Source organism: Serratia sp. GW822-FHT06D09 (assembly GCF_058799515.1).
In genome coordinates this window covers 319026-342305 of sequence record NZ_JBXALO010000006.1, presented here as the reverse complement: position 1 = coordinate 342305, position 23280 = coordinate 319026, and the positions used below count along the sequence as shown (strand labels likewise).

The following is a 23280-nucleotide window of genomic DNA, read 5'->3' as shown; positions in this document are numbered from 1 at the left end:
GAGGAGTCGTTGTTCCCGGTCAGTGGAGGCGCATTATAGGGAGTTCTCAGAAGGCCGCAACCCCTAAATGCAAAAAATTTTTCAAGCGCTCAAATAACCACCAATAAAGCCATTTTAGGATATTTATTAGACGAAATTACGGGATTTTAGCGCCATTGCTAGGGCAAACAGCTTAAACCCAACCAAAGCCGACAAAAAAAGGGAGCGGTCGCCCGCTCCCTTTCATCGTAATCACTATATAGATAATAGATAGCCGTTACTGTTTGGCGACGATATGCTCGTCTTCCACATCCAGCGTCACCGGTATACCCGGGATCAGCTTGCCGGAAAGGATTTGCTGCGCCAGCGGGTTCTCGATCTCCTGCTGAATAGCTCGTTTCAGTGGACGAGCCCCATACACAGGATCGAAACCGGTTTTGCCCAACAGCTCCAACGCCGGTTCGGTCATAGTCACTTCGTAACCACGCTCTTCCAGACGTTTGTACAGACGTGCCAACTGAATCTTGGCGATCTGGGCGATATGTTTCTGACCGAGCGGGTGGAACACTACCACCTCATCTATACGGTTGATGAATTCCGGGCGGAAGTGGTGCGTTACCATTTCCATTACCGATTCTTTCATCTGCGTATAGTTCATCTGACCAAAGTGTTCCTGGATCAGATCAGACCCCAGGTTGGAAGTCATGATCACCACCGTATTGCGGAAATCGACGGTACGGCCCTGGCCATCGGTCAGGCGGCCATCATCCAATACCTGCAGCAGGATGTTGAACACATCCGGGTGCGCTTTCTCCACTTCATCCAGCAGGATCACTGAATAAGGTCTGCGACGCACTGCCTCGGTCAGATAACCGCCCTCTTCATAACCGACATAACCTGGAGGCGCACCCACCAGCCGGGATACCGAATGTTTCTCCATAAACTCGGACATGTCGATACGCACCATAGCGTCGTCGCTGTCGAACAGGAACGAAGCCAGTGCTTTACACAGTTCGGTTTTACCTACCCCGGTCGGACCGAGGAACAGGAACGAACCGATAGGTCGGTTCGGATCTGACAGCCCGGCACGGCTGCGACGGATCGCGTTGGATACTGCGCTCACCGCTTCGTTCTGGCCAATGACCCGCGAATGCAGCTCTTGTTCCAGACGTAACAGCTTATCCCGTTCGCCTTCCAGCATTCTGGCGACAGGAATACCGGTAGCGCGCGCCAGCACTTCAGCGATTTCTGCGTCGGTCACCCGGTTACGCAGCAGTTTCATGGTCTTGCCTTCGGCCAGCGTGGCAGCGGCAAGCTGTTTTTCCAGCTCTGGGATCTTGCCGTACTGCAGCTCCGACATCCGCCCCAGGTCGCCAACGCGACGCGCCTGCTCCAGGCTGATTTTGGCCTGCTCAAGATCCGCTTTAATATTTTGCGTGCCGGAGAGCGAAGCTTTTTCCGCTTTCCACTCTTCTTCCAGCTCTGAATACTCGCGTTCTTTCTGCTCCAGCTCACCGCTCAGCATTTCCAAACGTTTCTTGCTGGCGTCGTCCGACTCTTTACTCAAGGCCTGCTGCTCCAGCTTGAGCTGAATAATCCGGCGCTCAAGGCGATCGAGCGATTCCGGTTTGGAGTCCATCTGCATGCGGATGCTGGACGCCGCCTCATCAATCAGGTCAATGGCCTTATCCGGCAGTTGACGATCGGAAATATAGCGGTGCGACAGCGTGGCCGCCGCAACGATTGCCGGGTCGGTGATCTGCACGTGGTGATGCAGTTCATAACGTTCTTTCAAACCGCGCAAGATAGCGATGGTGTCTTCAACACTGGGTTCGGCGACAAACACTTTCTGGAAACGACGTTCAAGCGCCGCGTCCTTCTCTATATATTGACGATATTCGTCGAGAGTTGTCGCGCCGACACAGTGAAGCTCCCCGCGTGCCAACGCAGGTTTCAACATATTGCCCGCATCCATCGCACCATCGGCTTTACCTGCACCAACCATTGTGTGCAGCTCATCTATAAACAGGATGACGCTGCCTTCCTGTTTAGACAGATCGCTCAAAACGGCTTTCAGACGCTCTTCAAACTCGCCGCGATATTTAGCACCGGCGATCAACGCCCCCATATCGAGGGACAACACGCGCTTATGCTTCAAACCTTCCGGCACTTCGCCATTGATGATGCGCTGAGCCAGGCCTTCGACGATGGCGGTTTTACCCACGCCAGGTTCGCCGATCAACACAGGGTTGTTTTTGGTACGACGTTGCAGCACCTGAATGGTACGGCGTATCTCTTCGTCACGGCCGATAACCGGGTCCAGTTTGCCCTGCTCAGCACGCTCGGTCAGATCGATAGTGTATTTCTTCAACGCCTGACGTTGGTCTTCAGCACCTTGATCTTCCACGCTATCACCGCCTCGCATTTGCTCAATGGCCTTACTGATTTTATCGGTCGTTGCACCGGCTGCTTTCAACAGATCGGTCAAGTTACCGCGATCTTCAAGCACCGCCAGAACAAAGAGTTCGGATGAGATAAATTTGTCCGCCCGCTTTTGTGCCAGCTTGTCGCACAAATTCAGGACACGCACCAGCTCATGCGACGGTTGAACGTCACCACCGGTACCTTCAACTTGAGGCAGACGAGACAAGGCCTGTTCGATCTCGGTGCGCACGCGCCCAGCATCGATACCGGCAGAAGTTAATAATGGGCGAACCGTGCCCCCATCCTGATTGAGCAGAGCGCTCATCAGATGTAACGGTTCAATAAATTGGTTGTCGCGCCCAAGGGCTAGAGATTGGGCATCGGCGAGGGCAAGCTGGAATTTGTTAGTAAGACGATCCAGACGCATAACACCTCCAAGATTGGTCGAAATTGCTACTGGAGATTAAATGAGGTCATCCCTCAAATTTTCAAGGTTATTTCGACTGTATATTTTCGGTACTACATCATGCGCCGTTGGACCGTCCTAATTCAATAGGTTATATCAGCCAGATTAAACTTGCCAGACGTCCGGTTATTCCGTCGCGTCGATAGGAGAAAAAATGACTGATTTCGCTCACCGTACAACGGTCTCCACCATAGATAGCATGAACCCCTGCGCGTTGTAGACGCTGACGAGCCAGTAAATAGATATCTGCGAGGTATTTATCGCCGCGAGGGGCAAAAGCCAGCTCAGCGCCGGGATCAACAGCAATAAATGCCGCGCGGACCTCCGGCCCTACCTCAAACTGCTGCGGGCCGATCGCCGGGCCGAGCCAAACGCTGATGCCTGCAGGCTGAGTGGAAAACGCCGCTAAAGTCTGCTCTAGCACGCCGTTACACAATCCACGCCAACCGGCATGAGCTGCAGCGACTTCCTCACCAGACTGCGAGCAGAATAAAACCGGCAAGCAGTCTGCTGTCATCACTGCGCACACCTGCCCTGGCACATTGCTGTAAACCGCGTCCGCTTGCAAATCGACAGGCGTTTGCCCATCCAGTCGCACCACGCGCGTGCCATGCACTTGCTCCAGCCAGACTGGCATCTGCGGCAGGTTCGCCGCCGCGACCAGACGTTGACGGTTATCCGCCACCGCCTGAGTCTCGTCACCCACGTGAGTGCCGAGATTGAGCGAACCGTACGGCGGCCGACTTACGCCACCGTTACGGGTGCTGCTGCAGGCTTTTACCCCTGCAGGCAGTGGCCAATCGGGCAAGATAAGCGAATCCATTACCAGTTCATCTGATCTTTGAATTCTTCGGTATCGAGCTTCAGTGCGTTAATCAGATCGACCATATCCTGCGGCAGCGGCGCATGCCACTCCATCTGGATACCGCTGATCGGATGATATAAACGCAGCATGGTGGCGTGCAGTGCCTGGCGATCGAAACCGCGCAGTGTGGCAATGAATGCCTCCGAAGCCCCTTTTGGCGGACGTGGACGACCACCGTACAGCTGATCGCCCACCAGCGGGTGGTTAATGTGCGACATATGCACACGGATCTGGTGGGTACGGCCGGTTTCCAGACGCAGACGCAGGCGAGTGTGCGCGCGGAAGTGTTCCATAATGCGGTAATGCGTCACCGCCGGTTTCCCCATCGGGTGGACCGCCATGTGGGTACGTTTGGTCGAATGGCGCGAAATCGGCTCTTCGACGGTACCGCCGGCGGTCATGGTACCGATGGCGACAGCTTCGTATTCACGGGTGATTTCACGTGCCTGCAACGCTTCTACCAACCGGGTCTGCGCCGGAACGGTTTTCGCCACTACCATCAGGCCGGTCGTGTCCTTGTCCAAACGGTGCACGATACCGGCACGCGGTACGTCGGCGATTTCAGGATAGTAATGCAGCAACGCATTGAGCACCGTGCCGTCCGGGTTACCGGCGCCAGGATGCACAACCAGGTCGCGCGGCTTGTTGATGACCAAAATGTCGCTGTCTTCGTAGACGATATTCAGCGCGATGTCCTGCGGTTCCCAACGGGCCTCTTCTTCTATCTGTGCATCAATGGCGACCGTCTCTCCCCCCAGCACCTTCTCTTTCGGTTTGTTTATCGTTTTGCCATTGACCTGCACCCGATCGTCCAGGATCCAATCTTTTATGCGAGATCGTGAATAATCAGGGAACAATTCGGCCAAAGCCTGATCTAAACGTTGTCCGAGTTGAGATTCGGCCACCGTTGCGGTGAGTTGTACTTGTTGTGCCATATGCAGCTTCTTCGTTAACGTTGGGTTTTCACGGCGATGCCGTTTAATATAATGTGCTATTGTAACTGGTCTTTGTCGGGAGCTTAACGGACAGTCTCCCGGAATAACACCCTGAGGATAATCAAAACGTCATGACGCGTATGAAATATCTGGTGGCGGCAGCCACGTTGAGCCTGGCGCTGGCAGGTTGCTCCACATCCAAGGATGCGGTTCCCGACAACCCGCCTTCGGAAATCTATGCTACTGCCCAGCAAAAACTGCAGGACGGTAACTTTAAGGGCGCGATTACGCAACTCGAAGCGTTAGATAACCGCTATCCTTTCGGACCCTACTCTCAGCAGGTACAGTTGGACCTGATTTATGCCTACTATAAATCTGCCGATTTACCTATGGCTCAGGCATCTATCGATCGTTTCATGCGTCTGAACCCAACGCACCCAAACATCGACTACGTGATGTATATGCGTGGCCTGACCGATATGGCGTTGGATGACAGTGCACTGCAAGGCTTCTTCGGGGTCGATCGTTCAGACCGCGATCCACAGCATGCTCGCGCTGCATTTCGCGATTTCAGCCAGCTGATTCAGCAGTACCCGAACAGCCAGTATGTAACCGATGCCAACAAGCGTCTGGTGTATCTGAAAGACCGCCTGGCCAAGTATGAGCTTTCGGTGGTGGAATACTACACTAAACGCGGTGCCTACGTCGCGGTCGTTAATCGTGCTGAACAGATGCTGCGTGAATTCCCTGATACTCAAGCGACGCGCGACGCGCTGCCGCTGATGGAAAATGCGTACAAGCAGTTGCAACTGAACGGCCAGGCCGACAAAGTGGCCAAAGTGATTAGCGCCAACCCGGCATAGTCTGATGGGTAACGGCAGGAAAACAAAACGGCAGCTTCGGCTGCCGTTTTTATTTGCTGTAAATTCACCCAGACCCGGATAAATACACAAGCAAAAACACGATGTTAGCAAGACTGCAACACCGCTTATCCTTTCAATAATGCGCGTTCCGCTTCCAAGACTCAAGCGTTAGATGGCCATTTCAGATGCTGAATCACAGATTGAACTAACTTTGCAAAAAGTGACAAAAAAACGTGATTTTCATCACGCATTTCAGCAAAAAGCGGGGTATGCTGGACTCATCCAAGACGGAAAGACAGAGAGGTAAGTTATATGACATTGAACATTACCAGCAAACAAATGGATATCACTCCCGCAATCCGCAGTCACGTCGAAGACCGTCTCACCAAACTGGAAAAATGGCAGGCCCAACTGATTAACCCGCATATCGTCTTATCCAAAGAACCGAAAGGGTTTGTTGCCGACGCCACCATTACCACACCTAACGGCCCGCTGGTCGCCAGCGCAAAACATGAAGACATGTATACCGCCGTTAACGAACTGATCGCCAAGCTGGAGCGTCAGTTGAACAAGGTGCAGCACAAAGGCGAAGCACGCCGTGCCGCCGCCAGCGTGAAGGACATCGTTCCGGAAGTGGAGCCGGAACAGGAATAACCGTTTAGCGGCTGTTTCACATCAAACGCGCCTGAGGGCGCGTTTTTTGTCTGGTTTTTTTATTGACGAGATAAAAACCTGCGGTTACTTTAAAACCTGTCTCACACACTTTGGATAGTACATGGTCCGTAAACCGTTTTTCTTCGCATTCTTTTTTACCTTCCCCTGATTGGGAGGCGTTTCGTCGTGTGATAAAGAATGCGAAGACGAACAGCAAAGCCTCCTGAAATCAGGGGGCTTTTTTTATGGCTATTTTACGACGTATAAAAATATAAGGCAGAAGCTGATTATGACCGACAACCCGTTACTCGTGCTGCGCCAACGCATCAGCGCACTGGATCTTAAACTGCTGTCCTTGCTGGCAGAACGCCGTGAGCTGGCGGTAGAAGTAGGTAAAACCAAGTTGCACTCTCATCGGCCAATCCGTGATAAAGAGCGTGAACGCGACCTGCTGGACGCCCTGATCGCCGCAGCCAAGCCCTACGATCTGGACGGATTTTACGTCACCCGTCTGTTTCAACTGATTATCGAAGACTCCGTACTGACTCAGCAGGCGCTGCTGCAGCATCAACTTAATCAAATCAGCCAGCATTCTGCCCGTATTGCGTTCCTTGGCCCGAAAGGCTCTTACTCACACCTGGCGGCCCGCCAATACGCCGCTCGCCATTTCGATCAGTTGATCGAGTGCGGCTGCCAGAAATTCCAGGATATCTTCACCCAGGTTGAAACCGGCCAGGCGGATTACGCCATCCTGCCGATCGAAAACACCAGCTCCGGCTCGATTAATGACGTTTACGACCTGCTGCAACACACCAGTTTGTCGATCGTCGGCGAACTGACTAACCCTATCGATCACTGTGTGCTGATCGCCAGCGATACTGACCTTGATCAGATCGAAACCGTATATAGCCACCCGCAACCTTTCCAACAGTGCAGCCAGTTTATTAATCGCTACCCGCACTGGAAAATCGAATACTGTGAAAGCACCGCTGCGGCAATGGAAAAAGTGGCAAAGTTGAACTCGCCAAAAGCGGCGGCGCTGGGCAGCGAAGCCGGCGGTGCACTCTATGGCCTGCAGGTACTGGAACATAACCTGGCCAATCAGCAGCAGAACATTACCCGCTTTATCGTATTGGCGCGCAAGGCTATCGAAGTTTCCGAGCAGGTGCCCGCTAAGACCACGCTGATTATGGCCACCGGCCAGCAGTCGGGTGCCTTGGTGGAAGCGCTGCTGGTACTGCGCGACAACGGCATCATCATGACCAAGCTGGAATCGCGCCCGATTAACGGCAACCCGTGGGAAGAGATGTTTTATATCGATGTGCAGGCTAACCTGCGTTCTGAAGCGATGCAGAAGGCATTGAGAGATCTGACGCCAATCACCCGCTCGCTGAAGGTGCTGGGGTGTTACCCGAGCGACACCGTGGTGCCAGTCAACCCGTCCTGAATACCATTAAAAAAGGGTTCGGCATAACCGAACCCTTATCATTATTGGCGACTGTCATTCGCCTGACGTAGCAGCGAACGGCTTTCCACCAGGAAACGCTGCGCATAGTCGCCAAACCAATGTTCGACCTTCTGGAAGCTCTGGATAAACGCCTGTTTATCACCCTGCTCCAACAGTTTTATTGCCTCACCAAACCGCTGATAGTAACGCTTGATCAGCGCAATGTTCTCTTCGGAAGACATAATGATATCCGCGTACAGCTGCGGGTCTTGAGCAAACAGCCGCCCGACCATCGCCAACTCCAGCCGATAGATCGGTGAAGAAAGGGCCAGCAACTGCTCCAACTGCACGTTTTCTTCCGCCAGATGCAAACCATAAGCAAAGGTCGCGAAGTGACGCAGCGCCTGAATAAACGCCATGTTCTGATCGTGCTCAACCGCGCTGATACGGTGCAAACGCGCCCCCCATACCTGCAGCTGTTCGAGCAACCATTGGTAGGCTTGCGGTTCGCGGCCATCGCAATAGACCACCACCTGCTTGGCTACGCTGCCTACGTCTGGGCCAAACATGGGATGCAGCCCCACAACGGGGCCGCGGTGCGCCGCCAGCATGGCATTCAACGGGCGATTTTTTACCGAGGCCAGATCAACCAGAATACAGTCCGCCGGCAGCGGCGGTAACCGCTCAATCACCTGTTCGGTGACGTGAATAGGGACGCTGACAATCACCATTCCGGCATCGGCAAGCAGCGTATCAGCCTGATTCCAGTCTTCCTGGTCCAACACTTTGACCTGGTAACCGGACAGCGTCAGCAAGCGATTAAACAACCGCCCCATTTGACCGTTGCCGCCGATAATGACGATCGGGCGCAGTTGCGGATGTAGCGTTTTAAAGCCTTTGTCGTTCTCGCTGACGTAAGACTCGCGCATCACCCTGCGCAGCACGTCCTCAATCAAATCGGGCGGCACACCCAGGTTTTCCGCTTCTTGACGCCGTGAGGCCAGCATCGCCGCCTCACGCTCAGGAACATACACCGGTAAGCCGTGGTGGCTTTTAACCTCTCCCACTTCCGCCACCAACTGCAGGCGTTTAGCCAGCAGCTCCAGCAGCGCCTTATCCACTTCGTCGATTTGATCGCGCAACGCGGTCAGTTCAGCCACCATAACTTACTACTCTCCAGTGCGTGCCGTCAGCGCGGTGCCGAGTTCCTGGTGCATATGGCGCAACAGCGTCTCTGTACTTTCCCAGTTAATACAGGCGTCGGTAACAGAAACCCCATAGCGCATATCTGCACGCGGTTGCTCAGAAGACTGGCTGCCTTCGTGCAAGTGGCTTTCCAGCATGATGCCGGTGATCGAACGGTTACCCGCTTTGATCTGCTCTACCACGGACTCGGCAACCGCCGGTTGACGGCGATAGTCTTTATTCGAGTTGCCATGGCTGCAATCTATCATCAAGGACGGGTGGAGTCCCGCATCCAGCATCTGTTTTTCACAGGCCGCCACGTCCTCAGCGCTGTAGTTTGGCGTTTTGCCACCGCGCAGGATCACATGGCCATCAGGGTTACCCTGCGTCTGCAGCAGGCACACTTGCCCTGCCTGATTTATACCGACAAAACGGTGTGGCATTGCCGCGGCGCGCATAGCATTGATTGCCGTGCCCAAGCTGCCGTCGGTACCGTTTTTAAAACCTACCGGCATTGACAGCCCTGAAGCCATCTCACGGTGAGTTTGCGATTCAGTCGTGCGCGCACCAATCGCTGACCAGCTGAACAAATCGCCCAGGTATTGCGGACTGTTCGGATCCAACGCTTCGGTCGCCAACGGCAAGCCCATACCAACCAGATCCAGCAGCAGGCGACGCGCAATGTGCAGACCTGCTTCAACGTCAAACGAACCGTCCATGTATGGGTCGTTAATCAGACCTTTCCAGCCGACGGTGGTACGAGGTTTTTCAAAATAGACACGCATAACGATATATAGCTGATCGCTCAATTCAGCTGACAGGGTTTTCAAATGACGGGCGTAATCAAGTGCCGCATCCGGGTCGTGAATAGAACAAGGTCCGCACACCACCAGCAGGCGATGATCGCGCCCCTGCAGAATATCGGCGATGGTTTTGCGTGCCGTGGCGATTTCATTCTCGTCGCTGGCACTAAGCGGGAACTGGTTCTTCAGCTCTTCCGGAGTAATCAGAATCTGTTCTGCACTGATATGAACGTTATTGAGCGCGTCTTTTTGCATGATGCTATTCCTGTCGTTTGCCGTTATGCGTAAGCGTTGATAGAACATTGAGCGTTTCAGGTTCTTACCCTATCACGAAATGTAAAGATTTCAATCCATTTGGTGTAAATAAAAAATTACCACAAATAAAAAGCGCTAAATAAGTCATTAAAACAACACAAAAAATCACCTAATATAATGATTATTAGTTATTTTTAAGACTTTCACCTACACGAAGCCTCCTTGCACACCAAAATGCTAAAACCCGACAAAATCGTAAACAATTCGATACACTAGAAACGCAACGACCCACATGCCTCATCCACCGAACGTTCAAAAGCCTGATGTTTACCCTTTCCACAGCAGAGAACCTTAACGGGTAAATCAAATCACCTAAAAATTAAACAACTGAAACACAAATAACAAACAATAAACCGGCAATTTATTTTCAATTACTTTCCTCTATTAATTAAAATACAAAAATATGAGTAAAACCTATTGAATAAATATTGCGGAACTTCACAGTTATCGCGCGAAAAATAAATAATTATGGTGTTATTCGTTCGCACCTCTTTAGGGTTAATCTGCGTAGACAGAGCCCGTATCACCTGCATTGAGAATGTATGAGCGTTAGCTGCTTTTCATTTCTTGACAAGGGACTATCATGATCACTTTGCAGTTCTTAATTATTATAATCTGCTTATTAGTCGGCACTCGGTTTGGCGGTATGGGGCTGGGCCTAATAAGCGGTATTGGTTTATTCCTCTTATGTTTTATATTCGGGTTGGAACCAGGTAAACCTCCCGTTGAGGTTATGCTGACTATTCTTGCCGTAATCGGTTGTGCTTCAGTGTTGCAAACTGCCGGCGGTTTGAACGTAATGATGCAATATGCAGAGCGACTGCTGCGCCGCCACCCACAGCACATCACGCTGCTTGCTCCTTTCACCACCTGGACTCTGACGTTCCTGTGCGGCACAGGGCATGTGGTGTACACCATGTTCCCGATCATTTCCGATATCGCCATCAAAAAAGGGATCCGCCCAGAACGCCCAATGGCCGTGGCTTCCGTCGCCTCGCAAATGGCCATCACAGCTTCGCCGGTTTCCGTGGCCGTTGTGTCCCTGGTTTCAATCATTGCCGCAGGACATGGGATTGGCAAAGCTTACACGCTGGTAGAAATCCTTGCCGTCTCGATCCCGGCTTCATTAGTCGGGGTGCTAATGGCGGCCTTATGGAGCCTGCGCCGCGGTAAAGATCTGGATAAGGACGCTGAATTCCAGGAAAAAATCAAAGATCCAGAACAACGGGCCTATATTTTTGGCAGCACCGAAACACTGCTCAATCAGAGATTCCCCAAGCAGGCTTACTGGTCCACAGCGATCTTCTTTGCGGCTATCGCCATCGTCGTGCTCTTGGGGGCTTTCGCTGATTTACGCCCTTCCTTTGCCAATGCCAAAGGGGTACTGAAACCGCTGTCTATGAATCTGGTGATCCAGATGATGATGCTGATCGCCGGTGCCGTTATTCTGATGGGCTGCAAAGTCAAACCCGGCGATATTGCCAATGGTGCGGTTTTCAAAGCCGGCATGGTCGCCATTTTTTCCGTATTCGGCGTGGCGTGGATGAGTGATACCTTCTTCCAGGCACATATGGGAGAGCTAAAACTCCTGCTTGAAGACGTGGTAAAAAGTCAGCCGTGGACTTACGCGATCGTTCTGTTCCTGGTTTCCAAGCTGGTCAACAGCCAGGCAGCTGCGCTCACCGCCATTGCCCCAATGGCGCTGCAGTTGGGTGTCGACCCCAAAATGCTGCTGGCTTTCTTCCCGGCCGCGTACGGTTACTTCGTCTTGCCCACTTATCCAAGCGATTTGGCCTGCATCGGTTTTGACCGTTCTGGAACAACGCGCATCGGCAAATTTATCATCAACCACAGCTTTATTATTCCTGGCCTGATCGGCGTGCTGTGTTCCTGTATCACCGGATATCTTCTGGTCACCACCTTCCTGTAATCATTTCCCCAACGGCAACGGTATTCCCCGTTGCCGCCCACACCATTGACCACATAAATAATAATGGCAATCAGTATTTTATGCCGTTAACAGGGTTAAAAGTCAGTAGAAGAAAAGTGAATAAGTGAGGACGAAAAATTAAAAACTTAAGCTAATAGTCGCTATTTTGGTCGCAATGGCGAACCGATATAATGTGACCGAAATCACTTATAACCACTCTTAACAACTGGATCAAAAATGCTCTCTTTACGCGCTCGCCGCGCTATTCCGCTGTTCATTAGCTGCTTAACGACTTTCACCAGTGTTTCAGCCCTTGCCGACAATACGCTTTTCACCGCGATGGACGATCCGGCCACCGCCAAAAAACCGTTTGAAGGCAACGTCCAGGCCGGTTACAACTCGCAGTCAGGCAACTCACAAAGCTCTACCCTGTTGGCCAATACCAGCATGACCTGGTTCAACAGCGATGCCGCTTACAGCCTGTGGGGTGCGGCCAACAACACCACATCCTCCAACGTGCGCTCGTCAGAAAAGTATCAGGCCGGCGGCCGTACCCGTTATAACCTGTCCGATCGTAATTACCTGTTCGGTCAGGCGAGCTGGCTAAGCGATCGCTTCAACGGTTATGATTCCCGCTCGACCCTGACCGGCGGTTATGGTCGCCAAATCCTTAATGGGCCGCTTAGCGATCTGCGAGTTGAATTCGGTCCGGGCGTGCGTCACGACGAATACCATGGCGGTGGGCGTTCCACCAAAGCGCTGGCTTACGGTGCGGCCAACTATTCGTACCAGTTGACCGACAATACCAAGTTCTCTGAAGGCGTTTCCGCGCTGGCGAACGAAGAAACCACGCTGAACTCCGAAACCGCACTCAGCGTCGCCATTAACGAAAAGTTCGCGTTGCGTCTGGCTTACACCGTGACTTACAACAGCAAGCCTCCAGCCTCTGCGCCAAAGAATACCGACACCACCACTTCTATCAGCCTGGTGTACGGTTTGTAATCCTTCTTACTTCTGCACCTGTTATACGACTAAGCCCATCATTGATGGGCTTTTTTTATGCCTGAAAATCAAATTTAGACATTTTGCTAAAAACATAACGTTTACTATTGACGAGTTTAGCAAATAGCTTAATACTGTATGTATACACAGTATTAATTAAATGGGTGCAGAGCATGAGAAAACTCAATCATCGCGGCTGAAGCCGTTACTACCATCAGGAGTGTCCGTTAATAAGCTGGGGTGTAACTCCCACCTAATTAGGCAGGCTGCTGATTTTGATTTTGGCTTAATGCCCAACCCGTTTTCACTTAAAATATTGCAAGGGGGTTTTTATGATGCACTGTCCACTCTGCGGTAGCGTGGCCCATACTCGCTCCAGCCGTTATCTGAGCGAAGCGACCAAAGAGCGCTATCACCAATGCCAAAACATTAACTGCAGCTGTACCTTTGCCACGCACGAGTCTGTCGCTCGCGTGATTGTAAAGCCTGGCGATATCGTTCCTGCACAGCCGCATCCGGAAAAAAGCAAACAGCGCGCCGCGGCGCTGTAATGCAAAGAGCCTGCAAACGCAGGCTTTTTATGCCTGTAAAAACGGGCGTCCTGGGAGCATTTTCGCATCTTGCAGATGCAATCCCCGATCTGCAGGCATAAAAAAAGGGGTTGGCACAGTGCCAACCCCTTCATAGCTATTAACTTTGGATGCAGCGTTAGCCGACGCGGTTCAGACGCTCTTTGATACGAGCAGACTTACCAGTACGCTCACGCAGATAGTACAGTTTGGCTTTACGAACGGCACCACGACGTTTAACAGTAATGCTGTCGATTACTGGGGAGTGAGTCTGGAATACACGCTCAACACCTTCGCCGTTGGAAATCTTACGAACAGTGAATGCAGAGTGCAGACCGCGGTTACGGATAGCGATAACCACGCCCTCGAATGCCTGCAGACGTTTTTTGCTACCTTCAACGACCCATACCTTAACTTCCACGGAATCACCCGGACGGAATGCAGGTACGTCTTGCTTCATCTGCTCTTGTTCAATTTGCTTAATAATGTTGCTCATAATATGTCTCTTACCCTAGGTAAACTGATATATCGGTCTCGTCGAGCCAGTTGCTCAGACGTTCCCTTCATAGTCCTGTTGCTTGGCCTGATGTTCCCGTTGGAACTCAGCCAGCAACACCGCTTGCTCGTCAGTCAGAGCTAGGCTTTCTAGAAGTTCAGGTCTTCTAAGCCAGGTACGGCCCAGCGACTGCTTTAAGCGCCAGCGACGTATATCGGCATGGTTGCCCGACAGTAAGACTGGCGGAACCTCCATCCCTTCCAACACCTCAGGACGGGTATAGTGCGGGCAGTCCAGCAATCCATCGACAAAAGAATCTTCTTCTGCTGAGGCCTGATGGCCCAGCACACCCGGTATAAAACGGGCGACTGAATCAATCAGGGTCATTGCCGGCAGTTCCCCGCCGCTGAGTACGTAATCGCCGATTGACCATTCTTCATCAATTTCGGTTTGGATTACGCGCTCGTCCACCCCTTCATAACGACCGCACACCAGAATCATCTTCTGATTGGTCGCCAGTTCGCATACGCCGGTTTGATCCAGCTTACGCCCCTGAGGTGACAGATAAATCACCTTTGCTCCCTCGCCTGCCGCTGCTTTTGCTGCATGAATGGCTTCCCGCAAGGGTTGCACCATCATCAACATTCCCGGGCCGCCGCCATAAGGGCGATCGTCCACGGTACGATGCCGGTCGTAGGTGAAGTCACGCGGACTCCAACACTGCACGCTCAGCAGGCCATTTTTTACTGCCCGGCCAGTCACCCCGTAATCGGTGATTGCGCGGAACATCTCAGGAAACAGGCTTACAATACCAATGAACACAAGCCAATCCCCATACTGTCATTCCACTTGTTTCGACCGTTTGATTCGGAGGTCAAAAACCAGGATCCCAATCTGCTTCAATCACGCGAGCAGTGAGATCGACTTTCTTGATAACCTGCCCATGAAGAAACGGGACCAACCGCTCCTTCATGCCGAACGCATCTTTCAGGTTAGCTTTCACTACCATCACGTCGTTTGAACCGGTTTCCATCATATCGACGACTTTACCCAGTTCGTAACCGGTGGTCGTGACTACCTGGCAGCCCATAAGGTCTTTCCAGTAGTAATCATCACCCACCAACGGAGGAAGTTGTTCCGAATCCACCTGAATTTCGCAATTGGTCAGTAGATTCGCAGCATCCCGATCATCAACGCCTTTGACTTTGATGATCAGATCCTGACTGTGGCGCTTCCAGTCTTCCAACTCGACAAGCTGCCATTGACCCGCCCGCTGGATAAACCACGGCTGATAGTCAAAAATGCTTTCGGCGTTCTCGGTGGATGAAAATACTCTGAGCCAACCACGAATGCCGTAAGTAGACCCCATTTTACCGAGTACAATCGGCTGCTTAGGTGCTACCGGTTTGAGTTGCTTGCTCATTGCCACCACCGCGACAGATTAAGCTGCTTTCTTAGCGTCTTTGATCAGCGCGTGAACGCGATCAGAAACGGTTGCACCCAGACCGACCCAATGTTCGATGCGGTCCAGGTCCAGACGCAGTGCTTCAGCCTGACCAGATGCGATCGGGTTGAAGAAGCCTACGCGCTCGATGAAACGACCATCACGAGCATTGCGGCTGTCGGTCACTACTACTTGATAGAACGGACGCTTTTTAGCGCCGCCACGTGCCAAACGAATTGTTACCATAACATCCTCTTTAGTTAATAAAACAGCCGGGCCCCATTGAGGGAACGGGGCCCGGTTGCAATATAAAAAGCCCGAAAATTTTACTCATTTTGGCGCAAAAAGCAATCTAAAGCGTAGATCAGCGTCAACTACTTTTTGCAGCCGGTAATATTCCGGGCGGTTTTTGCCGCGAACGGCAAATGCTTAAACACGCTCACCCCAAGGGGCACGCGCCTGTCAGCGGCCTGGGAAGCCCGGCGGCATCATACCTTTCATGCCGCGCATCATCTTCGCCATTCCGCCTTTCTTCATCTTTTTCATCATGCGCTGCATTTCATCGAACTGCTTCAACAAGCGGTTAACGTCCTGCACCTGCATACCGGAACCCATCGCAATGCGGCGCTTACGCGAGCCTTTGATGATTTCCGGTTTGGCGCGCTCTTTCAGCGTCATCGAGTTGATGATTGCTTCCATACGCACCAGAACCTTGTCGTCCATTTGCGATTTCACATTGTCCGGCAGTTGGCCGGCACCAGGCAGTTTGCTCAGCATGCTGGCCATACCACCCATGTTACGCATCTGCTTCAGCTGTTCTAGGAAGTCGGTCAGATCGAAACCGTCACCTTTCTTCAGCTTGTTAGCCAGTTTCTCCGCCTGCTCGCGGTCAACTTTGCTTTCGATATCTTCGATCAGCGACAGCACATCGCCCATGCCGAGAATGCGTGATGCCACGCGGTCCGGATGGAAGGGCTCCAGCGCTTCGGTCTTCTCGCCCACGCCGAGGAACTTGATCGGCTTGCCCGTGATGTGACGGATAGACAACGCGGCACCGCCACGCGCATCACCGTCGACCTTGGTCAGTACCACACCGGTCAGCGGTAATGCTTCATTAAAGGCCTTGGCCGTGTTGGCAGCATCCTGGCCGGTCATGGCGTCAACCACAAACAGGGTTTCCACCGGCTTGATCGCCGCGTGCACCTGCTTGATTTCGTCCATCATCGCTTCGTCAACGTGCAAACGGCCGGCGGTATCGACGATCAGTACGTCGTAGAACTTCAGCTTGGCCTGTTGCAGCGCACGGTTAACGATGTCGATCGGTTTTTCTTTGACATCAGACGGGAAGAAGTCGATGCCGACGCTTTCCGCCAGGGTTTCCAGCTGTTTGATCGCCGCTGGGCGATAAACGTCGGCGGAAACCACCAGGACTTTTTTCTTCTGTTTTTCTTTCAGGAATTTACCAAGCTTGGCGACGCTGGTAGTTTTACCGGCGCCCTGCAGGCCCGCCATCAGCACCACTGCTGGCGGTTGCGCCGCCAGGTTCAGCTCGGTGTTCACTTCGCCCATCGCGGCAATCAGCTCGCTCTTGACGATCTTGACGAACTCTTGCCCCGGCGTCAGGCTTTTGTTGACTTCATGACCTACCGCGCTCTCTTTAACGCGGTTGATAAAGTCCCGCACAACCGGTAGCGCAACGTCCGCTTCCAGCAATGCCATGCGCACTTCACGCAGGGTTTCCTTGATATTTTCTTCGGTCAGCCGCCCACGGCCGCTGATATTGCGCAGGGTGCGCGACAAACGATCGGTTAAATTTTCAAACATCGTCTCATGCTCAACGTGTAATGACAGGCCGCTCTGGCGACATAATTGCGGCGATTATAACACGAAGCGTAGAGGATCTCTGCCTCAGCGTTGGAGATCGGTTGGAGTGGGACGCGCTCGACGCTATACTGACAATCCAATTCACCACGTCGAAGCAAAATTAAACGCTATGCCAGTTTTCTCCATTGTGGCTTTGATCGCCTACCTGCTCAGCCTTGGACTGATTATTCCCAGCTTGTTGCGGAAGAACAGCGCATACCGTCGGCTTGCTCTCGTCTCGGCGGTGGTGGCGCTAATTTGCCACGCCATCGCACTTCAGCAGCGTATCTTTGACGTCAGCGCCGGGCAAAATCTCAGCTTGCTGAACATAGGTTCGATAGTCAGCCTGATCATTTGCTCGGTCATGACCTTCGTGGCTTCGCGCGATCGCGGCTGGTTCCTGCTGCCTATCGTTTACAGCTTCGCGATGATCAACCTGGCCTTCGCCAGCTTTATGCCGGGTGAATTTATTACGCATCTGGAAGCCAGCCCGGAACTGATGGTGCATATCGGCCTGGCGCTGTTCTCCTACGCTACGCTGATCATTGCCGCGCTGTATGCGCTGCAACTGGCCTGGCTGGATTACCTGCTGAAAAACAAAAAGCTGTCTTTCAGCGCCGATATGCCGCCGTTGATGAGCATCGAACGCAAGATGTTCCACATCACCCAGATAGGCGTCGTGTTGCTCACGCTCACGTTGTGCACCGGCCTGCTTTATATGGATAACCTGTTCAGCAAAGAGAACGTGCACAAAGCCGTGCTGTCTATCATGGCGTGGTTTGTGTATATCGTCTTGCTGTGGGGCCATTATCACGAAGGCTGGCGCGGTCGCCGCGTCGTTTGGTTCAGCTTTGCCGGTGCCTTCCTACTCACGCTGGCCTACTTTGGCAGCCGTCTGATTCAGCAAGTGATGGTTCGCTAAGCTCTCAGGCACTCTTTCTCCATACATAAGGAATACCGCGTTGGAGCACGTTTCGACAGGGACCCTGATCATTATCCTGGTGGTCATGATTGTGGTTTCCGCTTACTTCTCAGCATCCGAAACCGGCATGATGACGCTGAACCGCTATCGTCTGCGTCATCTCTCCAAACAGGGCAACCGTTCCGCCCGCCGGGTCGAAAAGCTGCTGCAAAAACCGGATCGCCTGATAGGCCTGGTGCTGATTGGCAATAACCTGGTCAACATTCTGGCTTCGGCGCTGGCCACCATTGTCGGCATGCGCCTGTATGGCGATTTAGGCGTTGCCATCGCCACCGGCGTACTGACCTTCGCCGTGCTGCTGTTCGCCGAAGTGCTGCCAAAAACCTTTGCCGCCCTGTATCCGGAACGCATCGCATTCCCCAGCAGCTTCTTGCTGGCACCGCTGCAAAAGGTGATGTTCCCACTGGTGTGGCTGCTCAATGGCATCACCACGCTGATTTTACGGCTGTTCGGCATTCGCACCAATGTGCGGATCAGCGACGCAGTCAGCAAGGACGAGCTGCGCACCATTGTGAAGGAATCGCACTCGCAAATTTCTCGTCGCAATCAGGACATGCTGATCTCGGTGTTGGATCTGGAGAAGGTGACGGTCGATGACATTATGGTGCCACGCAATGAGATTGTCGGCATCGATGTCAACGACGACTGGAAGTCGATCATGCGTCAGCTTACTCACTCCCCACACGGCCGCATCGTGCTTTACCGCACCTCGCTGGATGATGCCATCGGCATGCTGCGGGTACGTGAAGCCTACCGCCTGATGACCGAGAAGAAAGAGTTCAACAAAGAGAACCTGCTGCGCGCAGCCGACGAAATTTATTATGTGCCCGAAGGCACGCCGCTGAACGTTCAGTTGGTGAAGTTCCAGCGCAACAAAGAGAAAGTCGGCATCGTGGTCGATGAATACGGCGACATTCAGGGGCTGGTGACGGTCGAGGATATCCTGGAGGAGATCGTCGGCGATTTCACCACGTCCATGTCGCCAACGCTGGCAGAAGAGGTTAATCCGCAAAGTGATGGCTCCGTGCTGATAGACGGTACAGCCAACGTGCGCGAGTTAAACAAGGCATTCAACTGGACGTTGCCAGCCACCGATGCGCGTACCATCAACGGCATGCTTTTGGAAGAGCTGGAAGAGATCCCGGAGGTCGGCACCCGTGTTCGCATCGGCCATTACGACATCAGCATCCTCGACGTGCAGGACAATATGATCAAACAGGTGCGGGTCACGCCGATCAAGTCGCTGCAGTCCAGCGTTCAGCAACGCTGACCAGCCGCCAGAAAGGAAAAAAGACGCGAATATCGCGTCTTTTTTTATCGCTGTAGCCCGATGGATGGCGAACTAGATGTGCAGTTCCTGCAGTTTCTCTTTCGGCAGCGCCAGCTCTTCGTTGTGGTTCACTACGACGTCATGGTCAAGAATGTGCTTCGCGATTTCCTGCGCTTCTTCCAGCGAGTGCATATGGTAAGTCCCGCACTGGAATTCGTTCAGCTCAGGAATTTTACGCTGGTCAGTCACTTTCAGCACGTCTGCCATCGCCGCTTTCCACGCATCGGCAACACGCTGCTCTTCCGGCACGCCAATCAGGCTCATGTAGAAACCGGTGCGGCATCCCATCGGGGAGATATCGATAATCTCGACGCCCTGACCATTTAGGTGGTCACGCATAAAGCCGGCAAACAGGTGTTCCAGCGTATGAATGCCGCGCTCTGGCATCACTTCCAGGTTCGGCCGGCAGAAGCGCAGATCGAACACGGTGATGGTATCGCCATGAGGAGTTTTCATGGTTTTCGCGACGCGGACAGCCGGGGCTGCCATGCGGGTATGGTCTACGGTGAAGCTATCCAGCAGTGGCATTTCGTTACCTCCTCGTAAAAGAGTATTTATTTCGAAACTTTTTTATCTAACCAGGAAACCTTTTCCAACCCAGCGAGTCTGAGTATGTGAAAGACGCGCATTTGTTATCATCATCCCTGTCATCAGAGATGCATATTTGGCCACATTGATGTGGCCTTTTCTTTTTTAGCCCCCGCCGTGTTGCTTCAGGAACTCTTCAAAGCTTAGCGTATCACTGGCTTCTATGTTGCGTTGACGCTGCCACGAGGCTTTCTGCTCTTGTGCCAACTCAGCCTCCGTCAAAATCTCTAGCGGCTCTTCCGTCAGCATCTGACGATACTGCTCGGCCAGCTGCAGGCCCACACGCCCCGTCCCCTCTTCCTTCATCGCCTTCAGGATACGAGCGGAAAACGTCAAATCAGGATCGTCAAACGCCGCGACCAGTTCGTCACACACCTGCTGATACTGGCGATCGCCGGCTTCGCTATCCAACACTTCAGCCACGCGACGCAGATCGTCAAACAGTGCTTTACCTACTTTTGCCAGCGGTTCACGGCTGTCATCACACCCGATGCCGATGGTTTGGCCCGGCTTACGCCCTTCCAGGATCACCCGATTCCAGTTCTTGCGCGTACACAGCAATTCATCGCTGCTCATCTCTGGCGCATCGGCCAGCACGCACCACACCAGGAACAGGTCCAGGAAACGCGCCTGAACCGCATCCACGCCGATAGGCGAGAATGGGTTGATGTCCAGCGAGCGAACTTCAATGTATTCGATACCGCCGCGCAAAAGCGCATCTGACGGCGTCTCGCCACTTTTGGTCACACGCTTCGGCCGGATTGGCGCATAGAGTTCGTTTTCGATCTGAAGCACGTTACTGTTCAGTTGCAGATAACGATCGCCATCCTTCACGCCCAGTTTGGCAAACTCTTCGGAAGGCGTGGCAATTGCTCGCTTCAGGCCTTCGACATAGCTTTGCAGATCGTTGAAGGTGATACCCAAATTGCTCTGAGATTTATTGGTGTAGCCCAGGTCACTCAACCGCAGCGAGGTGGCATACGGCAGATAACACATGCCCTGCTCGGTTCGCTCAAACGGCAACGAGGTTTCACGCCCTTTCAGGAACGAGGAACAGATTGCCGGCGATGCACCGAACAGATACGGGATCACCCAGCCAAAACGGTAATAGTTACGGATCAGGCGGAAATAGCCCGCAGAAATCTGCTCTTTACCGCTTTCGGCATCTTTAACGCCGGCCCATGCCTGCCAGAACTCCAGCGGCAATGAGAAATTGTAGTGCACGCCAGAAATGGTCTGCATCAGCGCACCGTAGCGGTTCTTCAACCCTTCACGGTACAGCGTTTTCATGCGGCCAATGTTCGACGAACCGAACTGTGCCAGCTCAATGTCCTGCTCGGCTTCAATAAAGCACGGCATGCTGAGTGGCCACATACGCTCATCACCCAGATTGCGCGCTACGTAACGGTGAATATCACGCAAGAACGTCAGCATGTGATCGAGGTTATCGTCAACCGGCGTAATAAACTCTAACAGCGCCTCAGCAAAGTCTGTGGTTATCCAGTGGTGCGTTAATGCCGCCCCCAGTTTCTCCGGATGTCCGGTTGTTGCCAGCGTTCCGTTTTCGGTGACACGCAGCGTTTCACGCTCAATGCCGCGACGGATGCCTTTTAATGCATGGGGATGGGCTTCCAACCAAGAAAGCGCCTGGGATACGTCCGGGATCAAATTGACCTCCCGCTTCTAAAAACAATAACTCGTAAGCATACTGAATCTGCACCCGAGAGAATATTGAGTTATATTCACGTCGTTAATGCCACCAGGCCATTCCCTGTAACGTTATCATAGTCAAAATGATGTAACGCAGCGCCTTTCCGATACACAGAAACAGCGCGACAGGGCCCCAGGGCATGCGCAGCCAGCCTGCCAACACGCACAACAAATCGCCCACAACCGGTACCCAACTGAGCAACAGCGCAGCCGGGCCAAAGCGTTGCATCCACCCGAGCGCTGTATCCAGCCCTCGCTGCGGTTTCAACGCCGGTAACAGACGCCCGATAATGACATTGGTCAGCCCGCCAAGGGTATTTCCCAACGTCGCGGCCAACACCAGCAACTCTGGTGAGACACGGCTGTTGGTCAGCAAGGCAACCAAAACAATTTCTGAATTTCCCGGCAGCAACGTCGCACTGAGAAAGCTGCTACCGAATAACGACATGACGGCCAGCGTACTACTCACAGCGTACGGACGTCTACCACGGCCATATTGGCGCTTTTCGCTGCCTGAATACCGAAGTCTGCGTCTTCAAACACCACGCATTTCTCCGGCGGCACACCTATCAGTTCGGCGCAGCGCAGGAAGGTATCCGGTTCCGGCTTGTGGCGTTGCACGTCATCGGCACCCACAATCGCATCGAAGCAGTGGAACAGGCCCAGATGGCGCAGCAGGGTTTCTGCCATGCGATGCTCACTGCCGGTGCCCACCGCCATTGGACGGCGACCATGATAAGCTTTGACCACCTCGATTAACGGCAATGGGCGCACGCTGTCCAACAGCATCGCTTCTACCGCGCGGGTTTTCTCTGCAGCCAACTGATGGGGATCGAGATCGGCTTGATGACTGGCAAGGATCGCCTGGGCAATGCGCCAGGTCGGAGAACCGCTCAATGCCACCATCGCCGCCTCATCAAACGTCATACCGTAACGGGACAGCACCTCGTGCCACGCCTTGCGATGCGTCGGCTCGGTATCGAGAATGGTGCCGTCCATGTCGAAAATAAGACCCTGATAGCGGTCGTACATCGTTACTCCATGATCGTTGAGGAAAGAAAACTACTTTAGCGTAAAGCCGGAAGGTTGTCGCTGATCGCGTAATAGCGGAATGTGCTGTGCGTGAGAGTGAAGGACCGGGGGTTCAATAATCTATGTTCGGGGCCAGAAAGCGAAAAACCCGCCGAAGCGGGTTTTTCTTAGATGGTGCATCCAGGAGGATGATTCGGCTGCGCCTCTCCCTGCGGGCCGTTGCTGAAGCAACGTTGTCTCGCTACGCTCGGCTCGAACCTCCAACCGCTCTCCTCGCGGTCGGAAAAGCGAAAAACCCGCCGAAGCGGGTTTTTCTTTAGATGGTGCATCCAGGAGGATTCGAACCTCCGACCGCTCGGTTCGTAGCCGAGTACTCTATCCAGCTGAGCTATGGATGC

Annotated in this window: 23 protein-coding genes, 1 tRNA gene, 1 other RNA gene and 1 other annotated feature; of the genes, 9 read left to right on the top strand and 16 right to left on the bottom strand. The window is 53.1% G+C overall.

Features of this window, described 5'->3' with window-relative positions; all coding sequences use genetic code 11:
* Positions 1-256: 256 nt before the first annotated feature.
* From clpB to rluD, 3 genes are all read right to left on the bottom strand, one after another.
* Positions 257-2830 carry an ATP-dependent chaperone ClpB gene (gene clpB / locus AC1RKG_RS16920; RefSeq protein WP_493183505.1) on the bottom strand — a complete coding sequence of 858 codons (2574 nt, stop codon included), beginning with the start codon at positions 2828-2830 and terminating at the stop codon, positions 257-259.
* 130 nt (positions 2831-2960) lie between these two features.
* Positions 2961-3692, bottom strand: a complete 732-nt coding sequence (gene yfiH, locus AC1RKG_RS16915) for a purine nucleoside phosphorylase YfiH (protein WP_493183504.1) — start codon at positions 3690-3692, stop codon at positions 2961-2963.
* Positions 3692-4669, bottom strand: coding sequence for a 23S rRNA pseudouridine(1911/1915/1917) synthase RluD (gene rluD / locus AC1RKG_RS16910; RefSeq protein WP_020825300.1), 978 nt, complete (start codon positions 4667-4669; stop codon positions 3692-3694). Before rluD ends, yfiH begins: the two co-directional genes overlap by 1 nt.
* A gap of 131 nt (positions 4670-4800) precedes the next feature.
* Here rluD and bamD point away from each other — a divergent pair, with 131 nt between their 5' ends.
* The 4 genes from bamD (at position 4801) to pheA (ending at position 7633) form a co-directional block, all read left to right on the top strand.
* Positions 4801-5532: an outer membrane protein assembly factor BamD gene (bamD, locus tag AC1RKG_RS16905; RefSeq protein ID WP_020825299.1), complete on the top strand. Its 732-nt coding sequence runs from the start codon at positions 4801-4803 to the stop codon at positions 5530-5532.
* A 312-nt stretch (positions 5533-5844) separates the two neighbouring features.
* On the top strand, positions 5845-6186 hold the full coding sequence (raiA, locus tag AC1RKG_RS16900; protein ID WP_020825298.1) for a ribosome-associated translation inhibitor RaiA: 342 nt from the start codon (positions 5845-5847) through the stop codon (positions 6184-6186).
* Between the two features lie 120 nt (positions 6187-6306).
* Positions 6307-6433, top strand: a sequence feature (Phe leader region).
* Positions 6308-6355 carry a pheA operon leader peptide PheL gene (pheL, locus tag AC1RKG_RS16895; RefSeq protein ID WP_187962929.1) on the top strand — a complete coding sequence of 16 codons (48 nt, stop codon included), beginning with the start codon at positions 6308-6310 and terminating at the stop codon, positions 6353-6355. (Overlaps the previous feature by 48 nt.)
* A gap of 42 nt (positions 6434-6475) precedes the next feature.
* Entirely contained in the window at positions 6476-7633 is a 1158-nt protein-coding gene (gene pheA / locus AC1RKG_RS16890) for a bifunctional chorismate mutase/prephenate dehydratase (protein WP_020825297.1), read from the top strand.
* A gap of 41 nt (positions 7634-7674) precedes the next feature.
* On the opposite strand, the gene tyrA is transcribed toward pheA, so the two are convergent.
* Positions 7675-8796: a bifunctional chorismate mutase/prephenate dehydrogenase gene (gene tyrA, locus AC1RKG_RS16885; RefSeq protein ID WP_046374470.1), complete on the bottom strand. Its 1122-nt coding sequence runs from the start codon at positions 8794-8796 to the stop codon at positions 7675-7677.
* Between the two features lie 6 nt (positions 8797-8802).
* The gene (locus AC1RKG_RS16880; protein WP_122077302.1) at positions 8803-9876 is read right to left on the bottom strand and encodes a 3-deoxy-7-phosphoheptulonate synthase; all 1074 of its coding nucleotides are present in this window, start codon (positions 9874-9876) and stop codon (positions 8803-8805) included.
* 643 nt (positions 9877-10519) lie between these two features.
* On the opposite strand from AC1RKG_RS16880, the gene AC1RKG_RS16875 reads away from it, so the two are divergent.
* The 3 genes from AC1RKG_RS16875 (at position 10520) to AC1RKG_RS16865 (ending at position 13419) form a co-directional block, all read left to right on the top strand.
* Positions 10520-11866 (top strand): anaerobic C4-dicarboxylate transporter, encoded by a 1347-nt coding sequence (locus AC1RKG_RS16875; RefSeq protein WP_201895726.1) that lies wholly within the window; start codon positions 10520-10522, stop codon positions 11864-11866.
* Positions 11867-12103: 237 nt separating this feature from the next.
* Entirely contained in the window at positions 12104-12868 is a 765-nt protein-coding gene (locus AC1RKG_RS16870) for a DUF481 domain-containing protein (protein WP_020825294.1), read from the top strand.
* A 332-nt stretch (positions 12869-13200) separates the two neighbouring features.
* On the top strand, positions 13201-13419 hold the full coding sequence (locus AC1RKG_RS16865) for a DNA-binding transcriptional regulator (RefSeq protein WP_020825293.1): 219 nt from the start codon (positions 13201-13203) through the stop codon (positions 13417-13419).
* Between the two features lie 157 nt (positions 13420-13576).
* On the opposite strand, the gene rplS is transcribed toward AC1RKG_RS16865, so the two are convergent.
* The 5 genes from rplS to ffh form a co-directional block, all read right to left on the bottom strand.
* Complete coding sequence (rplS, locus tag AC1RKG_RS16860; protein WP_004950372.1) at positions 13577-13933, bottom strand: 50S ribosomal protein L19; 357 nt, start codon at positions 13931-13933, stop codon at positions 13577-13579.
* 54 nt (positions 13934-13987) lie between these two features.
* Positions 13988-14755, bottom strand: a complete 768-nt coding sequence (gene trmD, locus AC1RKG_RS16855) for a tRNA (guanosine(37)-N1)-methyltransferase TrmD (protein ID WP_493183503.1) — start codon at positions 14753-14755, stop codon at positions 13988-13990.
* A gap of 52 nt (positions 14756-14807) precedes the next feature.
* Positions 14808-15356: a ribosome maturation factor RimM gene (gene rimM / locus AC1RKG_RS16850; RefSeq protein ID WP_020825291.1), complete on the bottom strand. Its 549-nt coding sequence runs from the start codon at positions 15354-15356 to the stop codon at positions 14808-14810.
* An 18-nt stretch (positions 15357-15374) separates the two neighbouring features.
* On the bottom strand, positions 15375-15623 hold the full coding sequence (rpsP, locus tag AC1RKG_RS16845) for a 30S ribosomal protein S16 (protein ID WP_004932501.1): 249 nt from the start codon (positions 15621-15623) through the stop codon (positions 15375-15377).
* A gap of 216 nt (positions 15624-15839) precedes the next feature.
* Complete coding sequence (gene ffh / locus AC1RKG_RS16840; protein WP_020825290.1) at positions 15840-17201, bottom strand: signal recognition particle protein; 1362 nt, start codon at positions 17199-17201, stop codon at positions 15840-15842.
* A 169-nt stretch (positions 17202-17370) separates the two neighbouring features.
* Here ffh and AC1RKG_RS16835 point away from each other — a divergent pair, with 169 nt between their 5' ends.
* On the top strand, positions 17371-18162 hold the full coding sequence (locus AC1RKG_RS16835) for a cytochrome C assembly family protein (protein ID WP_020825289.1): 792 nt from the start codon (positions 17371-17373) through the stop codon (positions 18160-18162).
* A gap of 40 nt (positions 18163-18202) precedes the next feature.
* The gene (locus AC1RKG_RS16830; RefSeq protein WP_046374472.1) at positions 18203-19492 is read left to right on the top strand and encodes an HlyC/CorC family transporter; all 1290 of its coding nucleotides are present in this window, start codon (positions 18203-18205) and stop codon (positions 19490-19492) included.
* Between the two features lie 72 nt (positions 19493-19564).
* On the opposite strand, the gene luxS is transcribed toward AC1RKG_RS16830, so the two are convergent.
* The 6 genes from luxS to AC1RKG_RS16800 form a co-directional block, all read right to left on the bottom strand.
* Entirely contained in the window at positions 19565-20080 is a 516-nt protein-coding gene (luxS, locus tag AC1RKG_RS16825) for an S-ribosylhomocysteine lyase (protein WP_020825287.1), read from the bottom strand.
* A gap of 165 nt (positions 20081-20245) precedes the next feature.
* Positions 20246-21808, bottom strand: a complete 1563-nt coding sequence (gshA, locus tag AC1RKG_RS16820) for a glutamate--cysteine ligase (RefSeq protein ID WP_041414227.1) — start codon at positions 21806-21808, stop codon at positions 20246-20248.
* An 82-nt stretch (positions 21809-21890) separates the two neighbouring features.
* Complete coding sequence (locus AC1RKG_RS16815) at positions 21891-22319, bottom strand: YqaA family protein (RefSeq protein ID WP_041414225.1); 429 nt, start codon at positions 22317-22319, stop codon at positions 21891-21893.
* Complete coding sequence (gene yqaB, locus AC1RKG_RS16810) at positions 22316-22882, bottom strand: fructose-1-phosphate/6-phosphogluconate phosphatase (RefSeq protein WP_020825284.1); 567 nt, start codon at positions 22880-22882, stop codon at positions 22316-22318. Before yqaB ends, AC1RKG_RS16815 begins: the two co-directional genes overlap by 4 nt.
* A gap of 172 nt (positions 22883-23054) precedes the next feature.
* Positions 23055-23174: non-coding RNA, RtT sRNA (locus AC1RKG_RS16805), on the bottom strand.
* A 29-nt stretch (positions 23175-23203) separates the two neighbouring features.
* Positions 23204-23280 (bottom strand) — tRNA-Arg (locus AC1RKG_RS16800).